The organism is Salinicoccus halitifaciens (assembly GCF_021026095.1).
GTDB lineage: Bacteria > Bacillota > Bacilli > Staphylococcales > Salinicoccaceae > Lacicoccus > Lacicoccus halitifaciens.
This window is the reverse complement of the sequence record NZ_JAJNCU010000003.1, coordinates 245,543-268,600: the sequence shown is the minus strand read 5'-3', so window position 1 is coordinate 268,600 and position 23,058 is coordinate 245,543. Positions and strand designations below refer to the sequence as shown.

General features: G+C 46.9%; 22 protein-coding genes and 2 riboswitches. Of the genes, 10 read left to right on the top strand and 12 right to left on the bottom strand.

What is annotated here, in order from left to right:
• Positions 1–161: 161 nt before the first annotated feature.
• The 4 genes from LPW40_RS07800 (at position 162) to LPW40_RS07785 (ending at position 3,074) form a co-directional block, all read left to right on the top strand.
• On the top strand, positions 162–491 hold the full coding sequence (locus LPW40_RS07800; protein ID WP_330166181.1) for an ArsR/SmtB family transcription factor: 330 nt from the start codon (positions 162–164) through the stop codon (positions 489–491).
• Positions 488–1,720, top strand: a complete 1,233-nt coding sequence (locus LPW40_RS07795; protein WP_230821672.1) for an MFS transporter — start codon at positions 488–490, stop codon at positions 1,718–1,720. The genes LPW40_RS07800 and LPW40_RS07795 overlap by 4 nt, the downstream gene beginning before the upstream one ends.
• Positions 1,721–1,820: 100 nt before the next feature.
• Positions 1,821–2,120 (top strand): ArsR/SmtB family transcription factor, encoded by a 300-nt coding sequence (locus LPW40_RS07790; protein ID WP_230821671.1) that lies wholly within the window; start codon positions 1,821–1,823, stop codon positions 2,118–2,120.
• Positions 2,121–2,132: 12 nt separating this feature from the next.
• Positions 2,133–3,074, top strand: a complete 942-nt coding sequence (locus LPW40_RS07785; protein ID WP_230821670.1) for a cation diffusion facilitator family transporter — start codon at positions 2,133–2,135, stop codon at positions 3,072–3,074.
• On the opposite strand, the gene LPW40_RS07780 is transcribed toward LPW40_RS07785, so the two are convergent.
• From LPW40_RS07780 to LPW40_RS07755, 6 genes are all read right to left on the bottom strand, one after another.
• Positions 3,071–3,916, bottom strand: a complete 846-nt coding sequence (locus LPW40_RS07780) for an SAP domain-containing protein (RefSeq protein ID WP_230821669.1) — start codon at positions 3,914–3,916, stop codon at positions 3,071–3,073. The genes LPW40_RS07785 and LPW40_RS07780 overlap by 4 nt on opposite strands.
• A gap of 54 nt (positions 3,917–3,970) precedes the next feature.
• The gene (locus LPW40_RS07775; protein WP_230821668.1) at positions 3,971–4,627 is read right to left on the bottom strand and encodes a general stress protein; all 657 of its coding nucleotides are present in this window, start codon (positions 4,625–4,627) and stop codon (positions 3,971–3,973) included.
• A 74-nt stretch (positions 4,628–4,701) separates the two neighbouring features.
• The gene (locus LPW40_RS07770; protein WP_230821667.1) at positions 4,702–4,980 is read right to left on the bottom strand and encodes a hypothetical protein; all 279 of its coding nucleotides are present in this window, start codon (positions 4,978–4,980) and stop codon (positions 4,702–4,704) included.
• A gap of 13 nt (positions 4,981–4,993) precedes the next feature.
• Positions 4,994–5,203 (bottom strand): hypothetical protein, encoded by a 210-nt coding sequence (locus LPW40_RS07765; protein ID WP_230821665.1) that lies wholly within the window; start codon positions 5,201–5,203, stop codon positions 4,994–4,996.
• Between the two features lie 187 nt (positions 5,204–5,390).
• The gene (locus tag LPW40_RS07760; protein ID WP_230821664.1) at positions 5,391–5,576 is read right to left on the bottom strand and encodes a hypothetical protein; all 186 of its coding nucleotides are present in this window, start codon (positions 5,574–5,576) and stop codon (positions 5,391–5,393) included.
• Between the two features lie 69 nt (positions 5,577–5,645).
• Positions 5,646–5,751: riboswitch (SAM riboswitch) on the bottom strand.
• Between the two features lie 68 nt (positions 5,752–5,819).
• On the bottom strand, positions 5,820–7,436 hold the full coding sequence (locus LPW40_RS07755) for a sulfatase family protein (protein ID WP_230821662.1): 1,617 nt from the start codon (positions 7,434–7,436) through the stop codon (positions 5,820–5,822).
• Between the two features lie 111 nt (positions 7,437–7,547).
• Here LPW40_RS07755 and LPW40_RS07750 point away from each other — a divergent pair, with 111 nt between their 5' ends.
• Entirely contained in the window at positions 7,548–8,444 is an 897-nt protein-coding gene (locus tag LPW40_RS07750) for a formylglycine-generating enzyme family protein (RefSeq protein ID WP_230821661.1), read from the top strand.
• 67 nt (positions 8,445–8,511) lie between these two features.
• Here LPW40_RS07750 and LPW40_RS07745 read toward each other — a convergent pair whose 3' ends face one another.
• Positions 8,512–8,691, bottom strand: a complete 180-nt coding sequence (locus LPW40_RS07745) for a hypothetical protein (protein ID WP_072710960.1) — start codon at positions 8,689–8,691, stop codon at positions 8,512–8,514.
• Between the two features lie 223 nt (positions 8,692–8,914).
• On the opposite strand from LPW40_RS07745, the gene LPW40_RS07740 reads away from it, so the two are divergent.
• From LPW40_RS07740 to LPW40_RS07725, 4 genes are all read left to right on the top strand, one after another.
• Positions 8,915–9,565: a hypothetical protein gene (locus LPW40_RS07740; protein ID WP_230821660.1), complete on the top strand. Its 651-nt coding sequence runs from the start codon at positions 8,915–8,917 to the stop codon at positions 9,563–9,565.
• A 49-nt stretch (positions 9,566–9,614) separates the two neighbouring features.
• On the top strand, positions 9,615–12,512 hold the full coding sequence (locus LPW40_RS07735; protein ID WP_230821659.1) for a DUF3427 domain-containing protein: 2,898 nt from the start codon (positions 9,615–9,617) through the stop codon (positions 12,510–12,512).
• Positions 12,509–14,323, top strand: a complete 1,815-nt coding sequence (locus LPW40_RS07730; protein WP_230821658.1) for a DUF262 domain-containing protein — start codon at positions 12,509–12,511, stop codon at positions 14,321–14,323. The genes LPW40_RS07735 and LPW40_RS07730 overlap by 4 nt, the downstream gene beginning before the upstream one ends.
• Before the next feature lie 139 nt (positions 14,324–14,462).
• Positions 14,463–15,650 carry a PDDEXK-like family protein gene (locus tag LPW40_RS07725; protein WP_230821657.1) on the top strand — a complete coding sequence of 396 codons (1,188 nt, stop codon included), beginning with the start codon at positions 14,463–14,465 and terminating at the stop codon, positions 15,648–15,650.
• 130 nt (positions 15,651–15,780) lie between these two features.
• Here the strand turns inward: LPW40_RS07725 and LPW40_RS07720 are convergent, their stop codons facing one another.
• The 5 genes from LPW40_RS07720 to LPW40_RS07700 all read right to left on the bottom strand — a co-directional run bounded on the left by LPW40_RS07720 (position 15,781) and on the right by LPW40_RS07700 (position 21,277).
• A complete protein-coding gene (locus tag LPW40_RS07720; protein ID WP_230821656.1) occupies positions 15,781–16,956 on the bottom strand; it encodes a M20 metallopeptidase family protein in 1,176 nt (391 codons plus the stop codon).
• A gap of 33 nt (positions 16,957–16,989) precedes the next feature.
• Entirely contained in the window at positions 16,990–18,498 is a 1,509-nt protein-coding gene (locus LPW40_RS07715; RefSeq protein WP_230821655.1) for a tripartite tricarboxylate transporter permease, read from the bottom strand.
• A 49-nt stretch (positions 18,499–18,547) separates the two neighbouring features.
• The gene (locus LPW40_RS07710; protein ID WP_230821654.1) at positions 18,548–19,021 is read right to left on the bottom strand and encodes a tripartite tricarboxylate transporter TctB family protein; all 474 of its coding nucleotides are present in this window, start codon (positions 19,019–19,021) and stop codon (positions 18,548–18,550) included.
• A gap of 77 nt (positions 19,022–19,098) precedes the next feature.
• A complete protein-coding gene (locus LPW40_RS07705) occupies positions 19,099–20,109 on the bottom strand; it encodes a tripartite tricarboxylate transporter substrate binding protein (protein WP_230821653.1) in 1,011 nt (336 codons plus the stop codon).
• Between the two features lie 46 nt (positions 20,110–20,155).
• Positions 20,156–21,277, bottom strand: a complete 1,122-nt coding sequence (locus tag LPW40_RS07700) for a mandelate racemase/muconate lactonizing enzyme family protein (protein WP_230821652.1) — start codon at positions 21,275–21,277, stop codon at positions 20,156–20,158.
• A 109-nt stretch (positions 21,278–21,386) separates the two neighbouring features.
• Positions 21,387–21,488: riboswitch (SAM riboswitch) on the bottom strand.
• Between the two features lie 181 nt (positions 21,489–21,669).
• Between LPW40_RS07700 and LPW40_RS07695 the strand changes: the two genes are divergently transcribed.
• Entirely contained in the window at positions 21,670–23,040 is a 1,371-nt protein-coding gene (locus tag LPW40_RS07695) for a sigma-54 interaction domain-containing protein (protein WP_230821651.1), read from the top strand.
• The last annotated feature ends 18 nt before the right edge of the window (positions 23,041–23,058 follow it).

Genomic DNA, 23,058 nt, shown 5'->3' with positions numbered 1-23,058 from the left:
CGCTTTGTAAGCTCATACATTTATTCTACCCCATATAAAGTAAATTATGCAAAACATATAGTTAAGCGCTTTCATCAAAGGGCCCGTCTTTGTACATCAAATATTTTTGATATATACTGAACACATCAGAATGAATGGATATGGAAAGCGGGCGATGCAGCATGCAGAAGGATATGGTCAAAAGCGACCCTTTAAAAGAATATGAGCAGATATTCAAAGCGCTTGCGGATGAAAAGCGGCTGAAGATACTTCATCTGCTGGCAGATTCACCACTGGAATCACAATGCGTATGTGATTTGACGGAGGATATGGAGATGGCGCAATCGAAGCTCTCCTATCATCTGAAGATACTCCTCAGGGCAGGTCTGATCAACCAGACCAAAAAGGGGACATGGCATTATTACTCCTTGAATGATGAAAACATCAGCGCGGTGCTTTCAGACGGCATTTTCCAAAATCCCCGGATAAAAAGAAGTTCCGCCGGAAAATGAAGGAGAATAAAAACCCGAACACGATAAAAGTCGTCGCGCTGGTGACCGCGCTCAGCCTGCTCGGTGACTCCATGCTGTATATCGCCCTGCCGATCTACTGGGAGCAGGCGGGGCTTGAGTCACTGTGGCAGGTGGGTGTGCTTCTGTCGATCAACCGTTTCGTCAGACTGCCCGTCGCCCCCTTCGTCGGCTGGCTGTATAAGCGGATCTCACTGAAGACGGGTCTCATCATCGCGACCCTGCTCGGTGCATTCACCACTCTGGGATACGGACTCTTCAGCGGCTTCATCGCATGGGTCATCCTACGGAGCCTGTGGGGCGTCGCCTGGTCGTTTTTCAGGATCGGCGGCCTGGCGAGCGTCTCCGTTTATTCAAAAAAGGATGAACTGGGAAAATCCATGGGTACATACAACGGGCTGCACCGGCTGGGCAGTTTATTCGGCATGCTGCTGGGCGGGATTTTCGTCCCGATCATCGGTTTGAAGGCGGTGGCTGTTACTTTCGGCATCCTGACTCTGTGCGGTCTGTTCATCATCCTCATCTACATGGAAAGAGACAGCGGGAAGGCGGTCACCGCCGGCCCTATGCCGGGGATTTCATTCACCGCCGCCGAAACGGTGCATGTCAGGAATAAACTGCTGCTCGTCTGCATCACCGGATTCTTCATGACGATGCTGATCCAGGGTGTCCTCGCCTCCACATTGAGCTCGGTGATCGAAAGCAGCCGGGGCGAGTTCGTTTCACTGTTCCAGGTGGTGGTGAGCGCGGCCTTCCTGTCCGGCCTCCTTCAATCATGCAGGTGGCTCTGGGAACCTTTCCTGGCGAGGCAGATCGGCATATGGTCGGACGGCAGGATCGGCAGGGTGCCGCTGTTCATCTGCTCACTCGTCTTCACCGGCGTGCTGTACGGGCTGATCGCCTTTGATCTGCCGATCATCTTTTGGATTGCCATCACACTGCTTGTCATGGCGGGTGCCACCGTCATGACGACACTGAATGATGCCATTGCGATCGATGATGAGAAAACATCGATGAACTTTTTGACGGGTTATACGATCATCCAGGACGTCGGTGCCTCCATCGGGCCGTTTGTGAGCTTTATGATCATCGGCATGGAATACGGGTTCTCCTACCTTTATATCGGCGGTTCCGTCATTTTATTACTGCTCGCATTCTTTTGGACGCTGTTCCATCTGAAAGAGAACGCACAGTTCCGGAACCAGGCGTGATTGACGGCAGGGAGGGTGGACCTTCCTGCCGTCCTGCTTCATTCTTATATGAACATATGTTAATATAATGATATACATAATAAAAACCAGAGGTGACCAGATGGATTACAAAACATTGGATGACGATACGATGGAACGGGTGACGCAGACTTTCAAGGCACTCGGGGATCCGACGCGGATGCGGATACTCACTTATCTTTTCAATAATGAGCATTCGGTCGGCGACATTTCTGAGACGCTCGGCTTGAAACAGTCGACGGTGTCGCATCAGCTGAAGACGCTGAAAAACTTGAGGCTCGTCAAATCGAGGCGGGAAGGGACGACGATCTACTATTCCCACGATGATGCGCACGTGATGACGATGCTCGATCAGATGATCAGCCACGTGAAACACGATTAAGGAGGACTCACAATGAGCCATGATCATTCACACGATAAAAATAAAAAGACGCTCTTCATAGCATTCCTGATCATCACTTTCTTCATGGTCGTTGAGGCGGTGGGGGGCTTCCTCACCAACAGCCTGGCGCTCCTTGCGGATGCGGGGCATATGCTGAGTGATGCGATCTCCCTCGGGGTGGCGGTCGTAGCCCTGACACTCGGGGAGCGGGCCGCGAACTACAGCAAGACGTACGGCTATAAACGGTTTGAAATACTCGCAGCTGTCTTCAACGGGGTGACGCTCATCTTGATTTCCGGCTTTATATTCTACGAGGCCGCCGGCAGGTTCCAGGACCCGCCGGAAGTCGCTTCCTACGGTATGCTCGCCATTGCCACGGTCGGCCTCGCGGTCAATATACTCGTCGCATGGATGCTGATGCGTAGCGGGAGCACGGGCGACAACCTCAATATGAGGGCGGCGTTCCTGCACGTCATCGGCGACATGCTCGGCTCGGTCGGGGCGATCGTTGCCGCACTCCTTATGATATTCTTCGGCTGGGGCATCGCCGATCCGCTGGCGAGCGTCATCGTAGCCGTGCTCATCCTGATCAGCGGCTGGCGGGTGACGAGAGATTCGCTCCATGTACTGATGGAAGGCACACCCGCCGATGTCGACCTTGATGAGATCGTCTCCAGGATCAAAGCAATCGATGAAGTGAAGGGCATCCACGACCTCCATGCCTGGACGATCACAAGCGGCATGAACGCCTTATCCGCCCACGTCGTCGTGGACGGTGATATGACGGTGTACGAGTCCCAGCATCTGCTTGAAAAAATCGAGGACGGCCTCGAAAAACACAACATCGGCCATGTGACGATCCAGATCGAATGCGGGGACCACGCCCACGGGGAGGACATCATCTGCGACATGGCTTTCCAGACCGAGACTTCCCACCACGGCCACGTCCATTAATAAAAATCAGGCGCTTCTATAAAGCTTGCGATGAGTGCCGCCGCCTCTCTGCGGGACTCTTCCGGGTAGGGCAGATCTCCGGTGGATACGGTGAGGTACTGGACCAGATCACCAGCATCAATCCCTTCAGCCTCCATATACGCCCTGTAGCGCGACCGCGTGTACGCATCGATATAGAAGTGCGGCTCGGAACCGTCACCGCCTCCGCCCTCCATCGTCTGGAGGACGATGAGCATCACGAAATGGTTGAGGTGATATATGGATGCCTCCATATCCCGCATTTCTTCCAGGGCATAATTCGACAAGAGGAAATATGCCTTGATTGCGGTGTATTTATTGGCATCGTGTAAATGACGCGCCGCCTTCCCTTCCAAAAACGAGACAGCGGTCCGGTGGGGATCCGGCTCACCGGACTCGAGATAAAAATCATACACTTCATGCAGGTCGAAATTGCCGTTGAAGTGGAAGAAGTTCATAAATCCCGTGGCGGAATAAAAGTCTGCATGGCTGTCTGAGAGGACATACACATTCTTCAGCGGCACATCCGTGAAATCGATCGTCCCGGCATGCTGCAGTATTCTTTTCACCAGTTCCGGCTTGTTGCCCGAAATCTTCAGGCCGGCCCGCTTCAGGATGAATTTCAGCTCGAAGACCCTCAGCTTCGGGAGGGTCGCCGGCAGGCTGTCGTCTTCGTATATGACGCCCGCTTCCATCAGCCGCCTGAGCAGATCATCCGGTCTCCTGCCGTACTGCAGCTGCCAGAAATCATATTTGTTCACTTCATCCGGCGTCCTGCCGGTGATGTAATGCATAAACAGCACATCTATCGCATCGAGGTTCAATCTTCACACATCCTCAAGGGTAAAAGTAAGAACACCGGAAGCCTTCCGGTGTTCTTATTTTTTCTTATAACCGTATTCACTGCCCGGCACTTTTTTATACCCGTACTCGCTTTCGTCGAGATTGCCGTACCGGCGGTCTTTCTGCTTATACGGCTTCGAACTGTAGCCGTACTCTCCATCGTCCACTTTGCGGTAGACGGCGGTCTTCTCTTCCTTCCCGGCAGCGCGTGATGCATCCGGATAGTCATACGACGCATCATCATACCGTCGGCGCATTTCCTTCTGGATTTCCAGCCTTTCATCCCGCATCGCTTCGGATTCAAGACCCTGCGCATCCTGTCGCTGGGTTTCATGGAAGTCCCGGGTCTCATTCCGGACGTAGCCTTCTTCACGTACACCGTACTCGTCCTTCAGCAGCAGTATCTCGCCTCTGTCGAGCGCTTCTTTGAAGTGCTCCTTTTCGGTTTCGGAGATGTCCAGGTCACCGAGCACTTTATCTTCAGGGCCGCCATCGGAGAACATGGAGATGAACTTATCCCATGTCGTACCTTCGGAATCCCTGAAATTGACATCCCTGAACTTCATATAGGCGTATTCCAGCTTCTGCCTTGAAATCACCGTGATCTCATCATCCCGGAAACCATCGTCCCGGAGCGCTTCTATCCTTTCAATGACATCCCGTTCAGCGGCAAACTTTTCAAAACGGCTCATGATCATCCCTCCCGTCTTTGATCCATTCAATTTTCAGTACCCATTCCGGCAGCATATAAACTGGGTGGACGTCTTTACGCGTCCCGTTCCTCAAGCTGCCGTTCGCGTGTTTCCTGAATCAGCCATTTGGAGTCCTTCTGGGCTTCGAGGCGTTTATTGTCCGCCTTGATGCGGTCGAGGACGGTGCGCATCTCCTCATTTTCAAGCAGGTAGTTCTCCTGCTTCATCCGCTCCAGCTCGATTTCCTTATCGATGTGGTCAAGCCGCATCTGCTCCATTTTCCTGCGGTGCTTCAAGTATTCACTGATGACGCTTGCGAGTATGCCTGCAAGTACGATGACGAGTATCCACATAATATCAGTCCATTCAATTGTTATTTTTCATTGCGCCAAGCGCCGTGCCGAAAAGCAGACCGAAACTCATCCCGAGCGAAATCCCTATTCCGACGTTGCCGGCGAGCATGCCGATCACCATTCCGAAAGCAGGACCGAGTGCGAGCCCGATGGCAAGATATTTTGCATCCACCTCCCCGGTGCCTGCCTGATCTTCATGCCGTTCATCTTTTTCATTCGCCATTGCCTCATCCCCTTGAATGACAGAATATTCACTTAAATTATAGCAGAAATCTCTATATAAGAATATATAAAAAAGAAGCCGGGACAAAAGCCTTGAAGCAGTAAAAGAACCGGCCCGGTCATCCTGATTTAAGATGTCCAGGCCGGTTTGAACAGGATGGATAGCGATATCCGGATTTTCCTAAGCTCTAAAGCGACCGGCTTCCTTCTTTGGATAATATATAATCTTTGTAATCTTCAATGTCGATGCGCTCTTTGATTTCCCGCTCCAGACTGCTGATATGATTCGACTTCGCTATGCTGCTCATCGTGCTGGCCGGTTTGTAGGCCTTCCAATCGTCCAATTCTGAAAATAGTTCGCGTACGTTTTTCATTTGATTACCACCTTTTTATTTTTTCAAATAAAATAGCTCTTCCTGAATTAAGAAGAGCTTTAACACGACTTCTTATCATCCAGTTTATAGAAACTGTTGGATTTGGCACATCGCTTTTACAAGCTGTTGCCGGAGCTTCACAGGGCCAAGTCCCTTCACTCACTCTTAATAAGAGAACTATTTTATTTAATTGTATTATACTGCCTGGCTTTAATTATTTCATCTTATTTGTTCATTTGATGATCAGTCATACTGGAAATGATCGACGTACTGCCTGTACTCTTCGATCCATCCGAACTGCGGCCAGTCGTTGCCGCCCTCATTCTCCTGCGGTTCACCCGGCGTCGAACGGCCGAGGCGGATGTATTCTGCAAGCGAGCCGACCATATCTTCAACCAAATCCGGATGTTCATCAATCAGGTTGTTCTGCTCCCGGATATCCGCTTCCAGGTCATACAGCTCGGTCGGCTTGAAGGAAGGCTGTTCGCCGCGTTGCATCTGCCTCTGCGTCACTTCCATGCCGCCGCCGTCTTCAACGAGGTCGAGCTTCCATTTCCCGCGGCGTATGGCGAGCCCGCCGTTGGCCGAGGAATGGACGACGTCCTCCCGGACCTCCTCCGTCCGGCCTTCGAATATCGGCGACAGTGAGTAGGAATCCTCCGCCGCATCATCCGGCACATCCGCATCGATCAGTTCGGCGATCGTGCGGTACAGGTCGGATAAGCTGATCAGGTGGTTCGACACCCCGCCTGCCTCGATCGCCGACGGATATGAGATGATCGTCGGCTCCCGGTGGCCGCCTTCCCATATATCGCCTTTTGCGCCCTTGAATACATGGTTCGGGTAGTGCCCCTTGGCATGTAATGCCTCAAAGCCGGCAACGCCGGAAGCCCCGTTATCGCTTGTGAAGATGAAGATTGTATCGTCGAATATATCCTTCTCTTTAAGCTTGTCGATGATCTCCCCGACGTAGTGGTCGAGCTGCAGGATGAAGTCGCCGTATAAGCCGATGCCGGATTTCCCTTTGAATTCCTTATTCGGCAATAAAGGCCCGTGGACGAGATGGTTCGGATAGTAGAGGAAGAATGGATCATCACCCTCAGTGAATTTATCGATCGTCTCAAGCGCCTTTTCCTGCATGACGTCCGGCACCTCTTCATGGACGAAGTCCGGTGCGATGACGCCGTTCTGCCACTGCGTCTGGTTGTTCGGACCGAGGCGGTCGAGGTTCGACACGCCCGTCGTGCCATTCGGTTCCGCAGTCACACGGTCGTTTTCGATGTAGACGAACGGCGGCTGGTCGAGGGAAGCCGGTGTGCCGAAGAAATAATCGAATCCGAGCTCATTCGGGCCGAAAGTGATCGGCTTGGAGTAGTCGATGTCGAGACCTTCAAAATCCGCAAGCCCCGCCCGGATGTCGAATATGCCGGCCCGTCCGTGGCGCTTCTCCATGCGCGGGAAATCTTCAGGATCGAGGCCGTATTTCTCAAAGTCCGGCTCATCCGTCAGCTGCCATCCGAGCCCCAGGTGCCATTTCCCGATGGCTGCGGTCTGGTAGCCTTCGTCTTTGAGCATATGCGCAAGCGTCCGGCGGTCCTCCTCGATCAAAGGCATCGAATCGCCGGGCAGCACGTAGCTCTTCAGCTTTGAACGCCAGTTGTAGCGCCCGGTGAGCAGGCCGTAGCGGGACGGCGTACACAGGGCGGAGGTTGCGTGCGTATTCGTGAAGATCATCCCGGACTCCGCCAGGCCCTCCAGATGCTTCGTCTTCACTTTTGAATTTTCATTGAAACAGGAGACGTCCCCATACCCGAGATCATCCGCAAAAATCAGTACTATGTTCGGTTTCTTTTCAGACATGTCTACACTCCTTAAATTTTTGATATATTCTGTTATCATACAATTATGATTATAAAGGAAGCTGGAAATCTTATGAAGCAGAACCCCTTATAACGGGTGAGGAGGAAAAGCATGAAAGAACATAAAAGCTGCTGCGCCCCGTCGAGGGGTGCGGATGAAATCAGGGAGATACAGGAAATTAAAGATAAAGAAAACCAAAATACGGAAGATATGACATTCATCCCGGGCGGCACCTTCCTCATGGGTTCGGAAGATGCGGATGCGAACGAGGGGGACAACGAAGGCCCGGTAAGGGAGGTCGAAGTCGCAGGCTTCCATATCGACAAGTACCAGGTGAGCAACCGGAAATTCAAGGCCTTCATCGATGAGACGGGCTACGTAACCGATGCGGAGCGGTTCGGATGGTCGTTCGTATTCCATATGCTGCTTGCGGAAGCGGATGATAAACATGTGAAGGGGCAGCTGCCGAACACCCCGTGGTGGCTTGCGGTGGAAGGCGCGTCGTGGAAACACCCCTACGGCCCATCCTCCACTATTGAAGACATCATGGATCACCCGGTCGTCCATGTATCATGGAATGACGCGGAAAGCTATGCCAAGTGGGCCGGAGGACGGCTGCCGACTGAGGCGGAGTGGGAGTATGCCGCACGCGGCGGGCTTGAACAGAAGCGGTTCCCCTGGGGGAACGACCTCGAACCGGGCAGACATATGTGCAACATCTGGCAGGGCGAGTTCCCGATGGATAACACAAAAGATGACGGCTATATCGGCACAGCACCGGTCGATTCTTTCGAACCGAACGGCTACGGGCTTTACAACACTTCAGGCAACGTATGGGAGTGGTGCGGCAACTGGTTTGATGAGACCCGGCAGACGAAGGCCATAAGGGGCGGCTCATACCTCTGCCATCACTCCTACTGTAACCGCTACAGGGTCGCAGCAAGATCGTCCAACACGGTGGACAGCTCGACCGGGAACATGGGATTCAGGACGGTGAGGGATAAATAGGATTAATAATCCTGCTCTAAAACGAGAAAAAGTGCGGACCGGAGGCCTGCACTTTTTGACGTGGAAGTCAGTTTTTACTGTTGTAGAGATAACCGACTACAGTGCCGAGTCCGGAACCCGTCACCATGCCGAGTATCGTACTGTCGAACATGCCGCCGAGTGAGATGCCAAAAGCCGTGCCTGTGACTATGCAGATGCCTACATAGTTGATCCTGTGCTTTGCGTTTCCCGTTTCCCTGGTGGCCATTCATATACCTCCCATGGATTTTTACTGCCCGCGCTGTTTGTTCATTGGAAGTGACAATAGACACTTTTAGGGTACCAGATAAACAATGGAAAATAAAATGATATCCTGAAAAGAAAAAAGAGCTATGGTAAAATATAGGAAATATGTTTTCTAGTAACATCTAAATTCATTAATATACGGAATTAATTTCAATTCATAGAGCTTGAAGGGGGATTTTAATAAATTGAAAAAATATTTAATTATATTTTTAGGTTTATTTTCTTTGGCTGCTTGTAATAATGAAGAGAAAGTTTCGATTGAAGAATACGAAAACTTACAAACAACGAATAACAAACTCAGAGAAGAAATCAGTGACTTAGAAACTATAGTCGAAGAGAAAAGTGACGTTACATATACTACAGCGGGGATTGATATATTAGAGTTTGAAAAACCAAAAGATATTGCAAATTATTACTATGGTGAGATGTCCGAAGAAGAATTCATGTATAGAATGGATAATACAATAGAATATTTAGAGACAGATTTTGATCACTATTTTGAACAATATAAAGAACTAGAGAATAATCACCTGGATACTATTAATGAAGAATTTCAGAGTTCAGAGGACTATGAGATAGTTCACAAAAAATCTAAGCTATTATATTTCGAGCTTGATGAGAAATGTGACACTTTGTTTTTAGAAGACTCTTTAGCTACTAATATTGGAGATAGTGCTTTTATGACTAGTGTATCTTCGAGTTGTAGTAACTTGGCTAATGCTTTCAGATATTTAGACATATATGATACGGACTTAAATAATACAGATTTATATATTTCAAACTCCAAAAGAAACTATGAAAATGCTTATAGGTACTATGAAGAAGAATTCGAGTGAGTTTTGCAAAAGAATAATTATAGTAAGTTAAAGTGCGGGTGTGAACTATATGGAGCATTTACAAAACAATTTATTGAATGCATACGAACGGGGCTTTATTGATCGCTATACCGGTAAAGTGTCTCATCATCCGCCGGAGTTGATCATCAATTCAAAAGAAGAAAATGTGCTCTCACCTATGTTGGATGCACTGGAGTCATGTGAGTCTTTTGTGATTTCTGTGGCTTTTATCACTGAAGGTGGCATTGCTTCTTTAAAAACGGCACTTTACGAGTTAAACAAACGCGGTGTCAGCGGAAGAATTATTACGTCTACATATTTAAATTTCAACAAACCGACAGTGTTTAAAGAGCTGCTTAAAATACCCAATATCGATGTACGGATTACCCACCAGGCAGGCTTTCATGCGAAGGGTTATATATTTGATAACAGCAGATATTCCACCATGTTTATCGGCAGCTCGAATTTAACGGATTCGGCTTTAAAGAAGAATTATGAGTATAACTTGAAGCTCACTTCTTTGGATAACGGGGAAGTCATACATAATTTTAAAGAACAGTTTGAAGTACTTTGGGAAAATTCTACAGCGCTTTCTGATGAGTGGATTAGAGATTATCAAGATCTATATAAAGAATTGAAGCATGACGATAAAGTACTACATTTAATCGAGAATAAACAACCGTACCGCTATACAAACAATGATCCGAAAGAAGTTACGCCAAATATAATGCAGAAAGAAGCATTGGAATCGTTAAAGGGTTTGAGGTTAAGGGGAGAAGATAAAGGACTCATTGTTTCTGCGACAGGTACCGGTAAAACGTACTTATCTGCTTTTGATGTAAAACAGTTCAACCCCGAACGGGTATTATTCATTGCACATCGTGAGCAAATTCTACAGAAGTCATTACAGGACTATCGGGATTTAATTGATTCTGAACCTCAAAACTTTGGAATTTACAGTGGGACTGCCAGAGATAAGAGTGCAAAATATCTTTTTGCGACGGTCCAGACATTATCAAGAGAAGATCATCTGTACCAATTTAACAAAGATGATTTTGATTATATTGTGATAGACGAAGCGCATAGAAGTGGGGCAGATTCATACCATAAAATTATTAATTACTTTACTCCAAAGTTTTTGCTGGGTATGACAGCAACACCGGAAAGAACGGATAACACAGAGATATTCAGTTTGTTTGATTACAATATTGCTTATGAAATCCGACTGCAGAAAGCATTGGAAGCGGAAATACTCGCACCGTTCCATTACTTTGGTGTTACTGATTTTGAAAGTAATGGAGAAACAATTACTGATGATAGTGTGCTAACAGATCTGATCCATGAGGATCGGATCGACCATATTATAGATAAGCTCTACTATTATTCCCATGCTGGTGAAAAAGTCAGAGGATTAATGTTCGTCTCTAACAGAAAAGAAGCAGCAGAACTATCCCGGTTACTAAACGCGAGAGGGTTTAAAACAAAATCACTAACCGGGTTGGATTCACAAGAGGATCGGGATAAGGCGGTAAAACAGCTTGAGAAAAACCAGCTGGATTATTTGATTACCGTAGATATTTTTAATGAAGGCATTGATATCCCTTCAGTCAATCAGGTGGTAATGTTAAGACAGACGGAATCGAGCATAATCTTTGTTCAACAACTTGGCCGGGGCTTAAGAAGACATGAAAGTAAAGAGTTCCTTACTGTGATCGATTTTATCGGTAACTACAAAAATAACTATTTGATCCCAGTCGCTTTAACAGGTGATAAGTCATTTAACAAAGATAATTTACGTCGAAACTTAATGAATCGCAATATGATCTCCGGAGAATCGACAATTAATTTTGAAAGAATTGCACAAGAACGGATATTTAAGTCGATTTCCAAAAACCGTGCGAGCGATCTTTCTAATCTGAGGAAGATGTATGCTTATACAAAAGATAAGCTAGGTCATATACCATCACTTGTCGATTTATATAATGACCAGGACGCTATGAGTCCGATGCTTGTGTTGAATAAGTATAATCACTATCCTGCATTTTTAAAGAAATTGAAAGAGCCTGTAGAAGCGCTGACAAATGGGCAGGATAAGATCCTGACATTTTTATCGAAAGAAGTCGTGGATGGTAAAAGAGTGCAAGAAGTACTTTTGTTGCAAGACTTGCTCGTAAATGGTCATATCCATAAAACCGATTTTCAATTGGAGATGCATGAAAAAGGATACTATATGACTGACCGTACAATGCGCTCTATTTTAAGAATGTTAACATTAGAGTTTTATACAAGTCAGTCAGTTAACAAATATAAATATCCGTTAATTAAAGTAGAGGGTAATAAAATTACCTTGAGTAAAGAATTTAATGATGCTTTGAAAGATGGGTATTTCAAGGCTTATGTGGAAGACGTTTTAGCCCTCGCAGTATTGCAGTCCGAAGACTATGACCAGAGCGAGCCGCTGACGCTGAATGAAAAATACAGCAGGAAAGACGTCTGCCGAGTACTAAACTGGGATAAGGACGAGTCGAGCGTGATGTATGGTTATAAAAATAAGCATAATACAGTGCCGATATTCATTAACTACAACAAGAGTGAAAAGATCGATGAATCAGTTAAATATGATGATCGTTTCTTAGACTCACATGTGTTCCAATGGTTTACCAGAAAAGGCACGGATTTAAACTCGAAGATTAACAAAGAGATTATAGAGGATTATAAAAATGATGAAGTGACGTTGCATCTTTTTGTGAAAAAAGATGAGGCAGAAGCGGAACATTATTATTTAGGGGAAGTAGATATCGATTTGAATTCAGTCGAGAATGTCGAGGATGGGATAGGGAACGGGCAGCATAAAGTGGCGAAGATGAACCTTATATTAGAGCAGCCAGTAGAGTATGGGATATATAGATATTTTGAGAATAAAAAATCAAAGGAGGAAGAAAAATGAAGTATAGAACTGACATGGTTAACTTTAGTGAGCTTCAAGAAAAAGCTACAGTAAACAAATTTCAAAGACGCTTAGTATGGTCTGAGAAAGAAAAAATAGCTTTTATTGAAACCTTAAAAAAAGGTTATCCATTTGGATCTATTCTTATTTATAAATATCCAAATGATAATAGAGAAGAAAAGTTTAGCATAATTGATGGTTTACAAAGGTACACTACTATGGAAGATTTTAATGAAAATCCACATAAGTATATTCGAGATATCGATAAATTCATTGATGATATTAATAATCGAATTGTAGATGACGGGATTAGCGCAAATACTAAAAATAATTATAAAAAACATATTAGCGATGCTGTTAATAAATTGTTCGAAAAGTATGAGGTAAAAGAAAGGAAATACAATACATTATATAATATTTTATCCAACGATTCATTAATAAGAGAAAATATCGTGCCGTACAAAGAGTTTATATATGAACAACAAGATAAAATATTGAATCATGTAGATGAATATTTAAATGTAAATGATATTAAGATCCCATGTATCGAATTTACAGGAGATGAAACAGAGTTAGCGAATGTTTTCCAAAATTTGAATAGAGGAGGTAAGAAACTTTCTAAATATCAAGTCTTTTCAGCACAATGGAGTAATTATACGTCACAATTAAGTAAAGATAAATATAATAATAAAATACTAGAAATTGTAATAAATAGATATACAGAACTCACAGAGAACAGAAACGTTGATATACATGATTTTGATGAAAGTGAAATGAGAACCAAAAGAGAGATTAATCTGTCTGAGTTTTGTTATGCACTAGGCATTTTAATTATTGAGAAAATGAATGTTTTTTGGTCTAAAAATTCTTCCAATCTTGAAGATATTGCAAATGAAATTGGATATTCTTCGTTAGGGATAATACTCTCTGTCAGTAATAATAAATTACATGCAATCCCAAGTAGAAGAAATTTTTTCAGTGATCCGTATAAAATTGAAGTATTAGTAAGTAGTGCATTAAGTATCTTTGAAAATATAAATAATCATTTCAAAAAATATTTGCGAGTCCCGGGGGCTGCTGAAAAATATGAGGCAAAAGTAGCTTCTAATTTCCAAGTATTATCTTATTTTGCTGCTCTCTGGGTGACTAAGTATAATTATGATGAAGAAAGTGGCATTGTAACAGAGAAACAGGGATATAAGAAAAAATTTGATGAGAACCTTAAAAACTTCCTATTATATTTCATCCATGATTTGGTTATTTATAGATGGTCAGGGACTGGTGATAAAAAATTAAATGACATTTACATCAATAACAATGAAAGATATTTATACCCTATAGAGTTAGAAGATTTGGAAATAGAAATAATGAATTGGAATGAAGAGCAATTGAATAAAAGCTCTATCAGACATGACAATATTGCTAAAACATTATATATAATCTATTTATCTTTCTATATAAATAATCACAATGAAAACAGCTATGATTACGAACATATTTTTCCAAAAGCTAGATTCGATAAGTACTATAAAGACTTTAGAATTCCTTTAGGAAGCTTAGGTAATATCATGTTATTGGAGAAGGGTATTAATAGATCAAAAAAAGACAACCATATTCTAGGTAATTTAGTTAATATAAGCGAATTAAAAAAAGATTTCATAGAGATACATGAATACCCTAATACTAATGTTTTAAGTTCTCTTAGTGATGACTTAAGGGAAAAAGACCTGGAAAAAGTGAAGAAGGAAATTGAAAATAGGTCTAAGAAAGTTATTACAAACTTAAAGGAAAATTTATCGAAGTCATTCTAATTATTTATTAACTTCCTACAACTATTTATTTGAAAGTAAAGATTGTTTGTGTAATTTTAACATTCTCCTAAAGTAGTATTCTCATCTAAATTTTCTAAAGCACATACTTTTTACTTTACGTACAAAAAGGGTGAGTGTAATGATTAGTAAAGAAGAAAGGGAAGCACTCCAAAAATTTTTAATGGATACAGATGAACTGGATCAGATAGAAGAGAGGACTTCTACATTCAATGCTTTTGAAACTTTAGGGATCGTCAATAAGGAAATACGTCACAGTAATGTACTTGGATGGTTGATGACACCTAATGAACAACATGGCTTGGGAGAAGCTTTCGTTAAAAAGATGCTCCAAGAGATAACTAAAATCTATGGAGATACTTTGATTGGTCATGATCCCTTACAATTATTATTATGGGACTATCATGACCTGACAGTAAGAAGAGAATGGCGCAATATAGATCTACTGGCTATTTCCGAATCGAATAAGTTTATCGTTGTTATAGAGAATAAGGTATGGAGCAAAGAGTCTAAACATCAGTTGAAGAAATACCAAGAAATCATACAGAGTGAATTCCCTGACTATCAGAAGTTATTTATTTATCTTACTCCTTTTGGAGATGAAGCTAGTAATCCAGATTTATGGAAAAGTTTAAGTTACACTCAAATTATTGAAATGATAGAATCCTCTCTAAATCTTAAAGCAAATGTGATGGAGACAAGTGTTAAATTATTCATTCAACAATATATTGAGACATTGAGGAGGTATGTTGTGGGAGATTATGAACTTGAAAAGGCATGTAGGGATATATATTTTAAGCATAAAAGAGCCTTAGATCTCATATTTGAGTTTAAACCGGATATTTATTCAGAGGTAGCAGAAATCCTTCAAGAAATTATTCGAAACAAGCCAGGGTTCATACTTGATGGAAGCAATAAAACCTACATACGCTTTACTACTGAAGTCATAGACCAAATAGTAGAACAGAAGGGTCAAGGGTGGACAAAATCACATAGAATCCCACTTTTCGAATTCCAGAATCGCGGAGATAAACTGGCTCTTAAATTTATTATAGGACCAGGCGAAGAGTCTATTAGAAAGCATATCTATGAAATAGCCACACGCAATCCTTCAGTGTTCAAAGGCCGGAACAGACAATTTAAACCTGTATACACTTCACTCTATTCGAAGAGAGTAATTGTGTACGATGAAACTCATGAAGTTGATTATGAAAATTTAAAAACTACATTGGAATTAAGATTGGATAAGATTTTTGATAATGAAGTGAAAGATGTCGAAAAGATATTATTAAATGAATACATGTTATAAAAAATAGACAGTTCTAGATAGTCGAATTATAAATAGTTAAAAAACCCCTGAAGTGAACTGTACCTTCAAACTTAGGAAGTACAGTTCACTTCAGGGGTTTAACCATATTCATAATATTATTTTCTATCTCCTATCTATCTCTCCCTAACCCCAACGCCACATTCACATGTGTCCTGACCCCATCAATCAAGACATCCTCATCAATCTTGAACTTAGGGTGATGGTGTGGGTAGATGCAGCCTTTTTCTTCATTATACGTGCCAATCATGATGTAGACGCCGGGGAGGTTTTCAGTGAATGCGCCGAAGTCTTCGCCGCCCATCATCATGATCATTTCCTTCACTCTCTCAGCTCCGAAGGTTTCGGTCAGTGTCTCCTTTACTTTTGTAGTTTCCGCTTCATCATTGATGACTGAGGTGACACCGTACGTGTAATCAAGGTCATATGCAGCACCGTAGATTTCACAGTTGGCTTTTGTTATGGCTTCGATTTTCTCTTTTGCAAGTTCGCGCATCTCTTTGCTCGCGGAGCGGACGCTGCCGCTGATCTTCGCGGTTTGCGGAATGACGTTTTCCGCACCGGTGCCGGCATGGAAGTTCGTGACTGACACGACAAGGTTATCCAAGGGGCTTGCCAGGCGCGAGACGATGTCCTGCACCTGTGAGACGATGCGGGAGCCGATGAGTACAGGATCGATCGAGTTCTCCGGCTGGGAGGAGTGGCCGCCCTTGCCGGTGATGGTGAGGTTGAATATATCCGAGTTTGCAGTCACGGGTCCCGACTTGATATGGATCTCACCGACGGGCAGGGTGGTCATGATGTGCTGGGCGAAGACGACATCCAGGTCGTCAAACTGACCCGTCGCAACCATTTCCCGTGCACCGCCCGGCGGCATTTCTTCGGCATGCTGGAAAATTAGGTAGATTTCACCGTGGATATGATCTTTATTTTGAGAAAGCACTTTGGCGGCACCTAAGAGCATCGCCGCATGGGCATCGTGGGCGCACGCGTGCATCCTGCCGTCGATTTCGGAAGTGAAGTCGAGGTCGTTACGGTCTTCCTGGATCGGCAGTGCATCGATATCGGCGCGTAAGCCCACTTTCCTTCCGGGGTGCGCTCCCCTGATGATGCCGAGCACGCTGGTTTTTGTCGGACGGCTGATTTCGATGCCGTCCATCTCTTTTAATTGTTCTTCGATATAGCTGCTCGTCCAGTGTTCCTGGTAGGAGAGCTCCGGGTGCCTGTGCATGGTGCGGCGCCATTCGATGACTTCGGGTCCGACTGTTTTTATTTCCTGATCCAACATATAAAACCATCCTTTGATGAGACTTAAGTTCCGTTACTGACCCGGTAGGGCCTTATCCTTCTTCTCCATGATCCGTCTCCGGTACCACTTGAACACCGGGATGAGCAGGCTCAGGAATGCAAGGGCGAGCAGCACGGCGCTGATCGGGCGGGTGAAGAAGATGCTGAAGTCGCCGCCGGAGATGATGAGTGCCCTTCTGAAATGGTCCTCGATCATGGTGCCGAGGACGAGTCCGAGTATCATAGGGGCAAGCGGGAATTTCGCCTTCGTCAGATTGTAGCCGACGATGCCGGCAATGACCATGACGACGAGGTCGATCATCGAGTTGCGAACTGCATATGTACCGATGAAACAGAAGATGACGATCATCGGTCCGATGATGTAGTACGGCGCCTTCAGTACATACGAAAAGATGCGGATGAACGGCTTGCTGAAGATGATGACCGACAGGTTCGCCAGCAGCAGGCCGCCGATGATGGTGTAGACGAGCATGCCCTGCTGTTCGATCAATAAAGGGCCCGGCTGGATGCCGTTCATGATGAATGCGCCCAGTATGACGGCGGTCGTTGCACTTCCGGGTATCCCGAGTGCAAGCAGCGGGACGATGGCGCCCATGGCTGCAGAGTTATTGGCGGATTCCGGTGCTGCGACGCCTTCAGGTATGCCCGTACCGAACTCCTTCGAATTTTTTGCGAAGCTCGAACTCATGCTGTAGCTCACCAAGGATGCGGTCGTTGCACCGACACCCGGCAGGACGCCGATGAAGAAGCCGAGCAGGGACGACTGGCCGATGGTGCGCTTCAGCCTGTTCAAAAGGCCGAGCCCCGGGAATTTCGTCTTCGGGCTGGCCGTCTTATCTTTCGTAAAGTAATCTTCCTGCACTTTACGCAGCACTTCCGCGAGTGCGAACAGACCGATGATGACCGCAACGAAGTCGATTCCGGAGCGGAGCCCGGTGACATCGAACGTGAATCGTGCAACGCCCGAGCTGCTGTCGAGGCCGACGGTCGCAATCAGCAGCCCGATAAGTACACCGATCATCCCCTTGACGAAGCTCCCTCCGCCGAGGACGCTCACGATGACGAGGGCCAGGAATATCAGTGCAAAGTATTCAGGGGAGGAAAAGTTCAGCGCGAAGGAAGCGAGCACGGGCGTGAGTAAGATCAGGAACAGACATCCGATCAGTCCGCCTATTGCGGAACTGAAGATGGCGACACCGAGTGCTTCGCCTGCCTTCCCTTTCTTTGTCATTTCGTACCCGTCGAATACGGTCGCAACAGCCTCCGGCGTCCCCGGCGTATTGAAGAGTATGGCACTGATGGAACCCGAGAACACGGACGTCGTATAGACCGCGGTCAGGAGCAAAAGAGCCGGGATCGGGTCGAGGCCGTATGCCACCGGGAGCAGTATGACGACCAGCATGGTGCCGCTGATTCCGGGTATGGCTCCGCCGAGGATGCCGATGAAGACCCCCGCAAACAGCATGATGATATGGATCGGTGTGAATACATTCGCAAAACCACTCAACAGATCTTCGAACATGATTTTTCCCTCCTTTTATTCAGAACGATGAATTTTATTAAAAAATTGCTTAATAGAAAAAGTATGAAACTTCCCGCATGATTCCGACACCCCGCGGCATGGAAATCCTGAGCAGCACGGGGAAGAGGAATGTCACCACTGCCGTGCCGATCAAAGGCGTGAGTATCAGCGGCAGCACCTTCCGCATGCCGGCGATGAATGCGAGTATGAAGATCCAGATCGGTGTTGCGATGATGAAGCCGATATATGTGAGTGCGGGGATGTACAGGATGATGAGTATCAGGAAACCCCAGAACTTCACGGCATCGAACCGGTCCCCGGATTTTTCCGCCGACTCCTTCTTCAGACGGTACAGGGACTGGACCAGCAGGGTGAAGCCGAATACAAAGAGTGATATCAGCAGTATGCGCGGCCACATCACCGGGCCGATTTCCTCACTCTCTGCAACCTCAATGCTGAAAGTGTCATAAAATAAAAAGACGGATAACAAAATGATGATAATGGAAATGCCTATATTCCGCATCGGGTCGACCTCCATGTATAAATTTTGAAAAGAGGGCAGCCGTGACGGCCGCTCTCTTTTCAAGTGGTGTGTGATCTTTAGTTCAGGGTTTCTTCATATTCTTCCAGAAGTTGTTCGTTGAGCTGCTCATATTCTTCGCGCGGCAGGTAGCCGTCTTCTCTGATATGGAGGTAGTTGTCCTCTTCATACTGCAGGTACTCCTCATCTTCAAGGATGACTTCCGCATACGCTTCTTCCAGTACATTGATGATCTCTTCAGGTGTATCCGACTTCACGTAGAAGCTCCTGGCGTTGCCGTCGGTGAATTCCCAGCCCCTCTCAGGGTTGGTCGGTACATCTTCAAAGCCTTCGACTTCCTCGTCATCGATGAAGATCGCAAGGACATCCAGGTCTCCTGACTCGATCGTCGCTTTTGCCGGACCGATCTCTTCAAGCATCAGGTCGGTGTGTCCGCCGAGCACATCACTGTGCATCATGCCTGCTTCGTCATATGGCACATATCTCAGTTCAACACCGAGGTCCTCCATGACCCTGTTGGCACTCAGTTCATCGAAACCGTCGGCGGAAGTGCCGCCGATGGTGATGGTGCCCGGGTTTTCCTCGGCCGCTTCAATCACTGCATCGATATCATCGAATTCACTGTCCGAGCTTGTCTGGATGGTGTATGTATCCAGCTGGCCGCGTCCGAGCGGTGTGTAGTCCTCCAGAGGATACGGCGTTGAATCCGTTGCTATGTTGACGAGTATATCCGGTGTCGCCACCCAGATCGTATAGCCGTCCGCCGGCTGATTCTGTACATATTCCTCCGCGATTGCACCGCGTGAACCCGGCTGGTTGACGACGTTGACGTTTTCGCCGAGTTTTTCACTCATCTTCTGGCCGACAAGGCGTGCGAAGTTGTCCGTACCGCCGCCTTCGCCGTATCCGACGACAAGCTCGATCGTACGCTCAGGGTAGTTCGCCGCTTCACCGCCGGCATCACCGTTTTCCCCGTTTGATGCCTCTTCCCCGCCGCCGTTGCCGCAGGCCTGCAGGAAAATCACCGACAAAAATATAAGTGCCGAAAATAGTATATGGTTCTTCTTCATTTACCTCTTCCTTTTCATTTATGCCCCATGGGCATTTTATTGGTGTTTATTCGTCGAGCAGCGTCTCTTCCGCCACTGCCTCATTCAATTCCATGCCGAGACCGGTCACGTCCGGCGCTTCAAAGTATATGCCGTCCGCTTTCCTGACTTCCTTCAGCGCAGGGCCGTCGAACAGCCTGTTCTGGAAGAAGCCGCGGTCCGGCGTGAAGTACTCGATCCACTGTACATTCGGCAGGCCGACGGCCATATGGATATGGACCTGCTGGAGGTTCCACGGAGCGACGGGTATGTTGTGCATCGTCGCGAAATTATATATCTTCATCCAGTCAGTGATGCCGCCGGTCGTTGCAGCGTCGGGCTGTGCGATATCGAGGGCATTGCGTTCGATCAGGTGCCTGAATTCATCCAGGCCTTCATGCTGCTCGCCACCCGCGATGTAGGTGCTGCCTGCGAACTGTTTGACGTGCGCATATCCGGCGGTGTCTTCGTAAGGCACCGGCTCCTCAAGCCAGTAGAGGTCATATTTTTCCCATTTCTTCAGCTGCTGTATGGCGGTTTCTGCATCCCATGAGCCGTTGACGTCGACCATCAGCTTGATGTCCGGTCCGATGGCTTCCCTGACGAGGCGCACCCGCTCATCCGCCTCTTCGATCGGGACGGCGCTGGTGCCGCAGCGGATCTTCAGGGCCGTATGCCCCTGCTCCGTGTATTCCACAGCCTTCGCTGCGAGTTCATCCGGCGGGAGCTGGTGGGCGACGTTCGCATAAGTCTTCACATGCTGCTTATGTCCGCCGAACAATCCCGAGACCGGCAAGTTCGCCGCTTTACCCTTGATGTCCCAGAGGGCGATGTCGATGGCACCGATGCATTTACGGAAGATGCCTTTTCCGCCGAGTTTCCAAGTGGTGCTGTACATGCGCTGCCAGACATCTTCAGTATGGAGCGGGTTTTCACCCAGTACGACGTTCCGCAGGTTGCGCCCGATCAGGGTGGCGATGACATCGCCGATATGTCCGTGGGAGAAGACGGGCAGTGAAAGAAATCCTGTGCCGCTGATGCCGGCATCCGTCTGCACCTCGACCGTGATGACTTCATAGCCGTCGGCGTGCTTCATATCCGGGCGCTGGTTATCCCAATACCTTTTGACGATCACATCTGTTATTTTCATGTTCGACCATTCCTTCCTTTATGTATATGAATGATATTCATGAGACCATCAGTAAATAAAAAGACCCCTTCTATATGTAGAAGAGGCCGGATCCGACTGGTTGATGCTCTTCTTATCTTCAAAGCCTTCGGCTTCCTGGAATTGGCACAGTACTGAACAGTCTGCTGCCGAGGTTTCAAAGGGCCAGTCCCTCCATCTCTCTGGATAAGTGTCATGAATATTCTATTCTTTTATTGATTTAGTCAAGTAATGTTAAACTAAATAATCAGACTTGTCAATTGAATTCTGACATTTATTTATGACATTTGGATGTCTCCTGCGAATACCGACACTTGAAGGCTTGTGTTATATTTAAGTGGATAAGATCAATACTTTAAAAGGGGGTGGAGGACATGACGGAGAAGCTTTTTACGAGGGAGGAATTCCAGTCCCTGATCGATTCTTCCTACGACGGGATACATATCACCGATGCCGAAGGGGTGACGCTTTTCTATAACAAGGCGTGTGAGGAGATCGAAGGCATCAGGCGTGAGGACATCATCGGGAAGAACGTGCAGCATTTTGTGGATACGGGGGTGTATCCGGAATCGATCACCCTTGCTGCGATCGCAAAGAAAAAACGTGTGAACATGTTCCAGAACATCAACGGCAAACTGGTCATGGCAAGTGCCACACCGTTCTTCGACGGGGAAGGGCGGATGAAGGGGGTCGTCGTGAACTCACGGGACATCACCTCACTCAACAATCTGCGGGATGAGCTGGAGCAGGCGAAGCACCTCAGCAAAAACTACCATATGGAACTCGAACAGATGAAGTACCGGGAGATAGACAGCGCCGTCATCGCAAGGGATGCGACGATGGAGAAGATCATCCAGCTGGTCATGCGCGTCGCCTCGGTCAAATCGTCGGTGCTCATCCAGGGCGAGCCCGGCGTCGGCAAGGGCGTCATCGCCCGCCTGATCCACAGCTACAGCCCGGTGAAGGATAAACCGTTCATGAAGCTCGACTGCGGCGCAATCACGGAAACGCTGCTTGAAGCGGAACTGTTCGGCCGTGAAGACGGCACTGGCAGCGTGAGGAAAGCGTTATTTGAGCTTGCGGACGGCGGCACCTTGTTCCTCGATGATGTAGACGAGCTGTCGCTCTCCCTCCAGAGCAAGCTGCTTGCGGCCATCCAGGCAGAGAAGTTCACCAGGACCGGCGGTGATGAGGAGATCCCGATCGATGTGCGGGTGATCGCCGCGACGAATAAAGACCTCGAGGAGATGGTGAAGGAGAAGCGGTTCCGGGAGGAGCTCTACTACCGCCTGAACATCATTCCGATCGACATCCCGCCGCTCAGGAAGAGAAGGGATGACATCTATCCGCTCGTCATGCAGAACCTGAAGAAGGTCAATGAAAAATACGGGCTCGATAAACGGCTCGACCCGAAGGCGATGGATGCCCTGACCGGCTATCACTGGCCGGGCAACGTAAGGGAGCTTGAGAATATCGTTGAACGGCTTGTTGTCACGAGTCCGGAGTCCGTCATTGATTATATCGACATCCCGTTTGAAATCAAAAATTCCCAGGTCGACAGCCTTGCTTTCATGGAGATGGACGGCACGCAGTCGCTTGCCGACATCATGGCGAATTTTGAGAAGCAGGTGCTCATGAATGCGATGGAGGCGGGCGGTGATGTTGCGGACATGGCGAAGAAGCTCAAAGTCGACCCGACGACGATCCGGCGGAAGTTCCATAAGTACGGCATCAAATTCAAATGAAGTTCATATAAAAAGTGG

What these genes read in the sequence shown, in the direction of transcription:
- LPW40_RS07800 (WP_330166181.1), top strand. Translation starts at nt 162, where the DNA reads ATGCAGAAGGATATGGTCAAAAGCGACCCTTTAAAAGAATATGAGCAG.
- LPW40_RS07795 (WP_230821672.1), top strand. Translation starts at nt 488, where the DNA reads ATGAAGGAGAATAAAAACCCGAACACGATAAAAGTCGTCGCGCTGGTG.
- LPW40_RS07790 (WP_230821671.1), top strand. Translation starts at nt 1,821, where the DNA reads ATGGATTACAAAACATTGGATGACGATACGATGGAACGGGTGACGCAG.
- LPW40_RS07785 (WP_230821670.1), top strand. Translation starts at nt 2,133, where the DNA reads ATGAGCCATGATCATTCACACGATAAAAATAAAAAGACGCTCTTCATA.
- LPW40_RS07775 (WP_230821668.1), bottom strand. Translation starts at nt 4,627, where the DNA reads ATGAGCCGTTTTGAAAAGTTTGCCGCTGAACGGGATGTCATTGAAAGG.
- LPW40_RS07770 (WP_230821667.1), bottom strand. Translation starts at nt 4,980, where the DNA reads ATGTGGATACTCGTCATCGTACTTGCAGGCATACTCGCAAGCGTCATC.
- LPW40_RS07765 (WP_230821665.1), bottom strand. Translation starts at nt 5,203, where the DNA reads ATGGCGAATGAAAAAGATGAACGGCATGAAGATCAGGCAGGCACCGGG.
- LPW40_RS07760 (WP_230821664.1), bottom strand. Translation starts at nt 5,576, where the DNA reads ATGAAAAACGTACGCGAACTATTTTCAGAATTGGACGATTGGAAGGCC.
- LPW40_RS07755 (WP_230821662.1), bottom strand. Translation starts at nt 7,436, where the DNA reads ATGTCTGAAAAGAAACCGAACATAGTACTGATTTTTGCGGATGATCTC.
- LPW40_RS07750 (WP_230821661.1), top strand. Translation starts at nt 7,548, where the DNA reads ATGAAAGAACATAAAAGCTGCTGCGCCCCGTCGAGGGGTGCGGATGAA.
- LPW40_RS07745 (WP_072710960.1), bottom strand. Translation starts at nt 8,691, where the DNA reads ATGGCCACCAGGGAAACGGGAAACGCAAAGCACAGGATCAACTATGTA.
- LPW40_RS07735 (WP_230821659.1), top strand. Translation starts at nt 9,615, where the DNA reads ATGGAGCATTTACAAAACAATTTATTGAATGCATACGAACGGGGCTTT.
- LPW40_RS07730 (WP_230821658.1), top strand. Translation starts at nt 12,509, where the DNA reads ATGAAGTATAGAACTGACATGGTTAACTTTAGTGAGCTTCAAGAAAAA.
- LPW40_RS07725 (WP_230821657.1), top strand. Translation starts at nt 14,463, where the DNA reads ATGATTAGTAAAGAAGAAAGGGAAGCACTCCAAAAATTTTTAATGGAT.
- LPW40_RS07720 (WP_230821656.1), bottom strand. Translation starts at nt 16,956, where the DNA reads ATGTTGGATCAGGAAATAAAAACAGTCGGACCCGAAGTCATCGAATGG.
- LPW40_RS07715 (WP_230821655.1), bottom strand. Translation starts at nt 18,498, where the DNA reads ATGTTCGAAGATCTGTTGAGTGGTTTTGCGAATGTATTCACACCGATC.
- LPW40_RS07710 (WP_230821654.1), bottom strand. Translation starts at nt 19,021, where the DNA reads ATGCGGAATATAGGCATTTCCATTATCATCATTTTGTTATCCGTCTTT.
- LPW40_RS07705 (WP_230821653.1), bottom strand. Translation starts at nt 20,109, where the DNA reads ATGAAGAAGAACCATATACTATTTTCGGCACTTATATTTTTGTCGGTG.
- LPW40_RS07700 (WP_230821652.1), bottom strand. Translation starts at nt 21,277, where the DNA reads ATGAAAATAACAGATGTGATCGTCAAAAGGTATTGGGATAACCAGCGC.
- LPW40_RS07695 (WP_230821651.1), top strand. Translation starts at nt 21,670, where the DNA reads ATGACGGAGAAGCTTTTTACGAGGGAGGAATTCCAGTCCCTGATCGAT.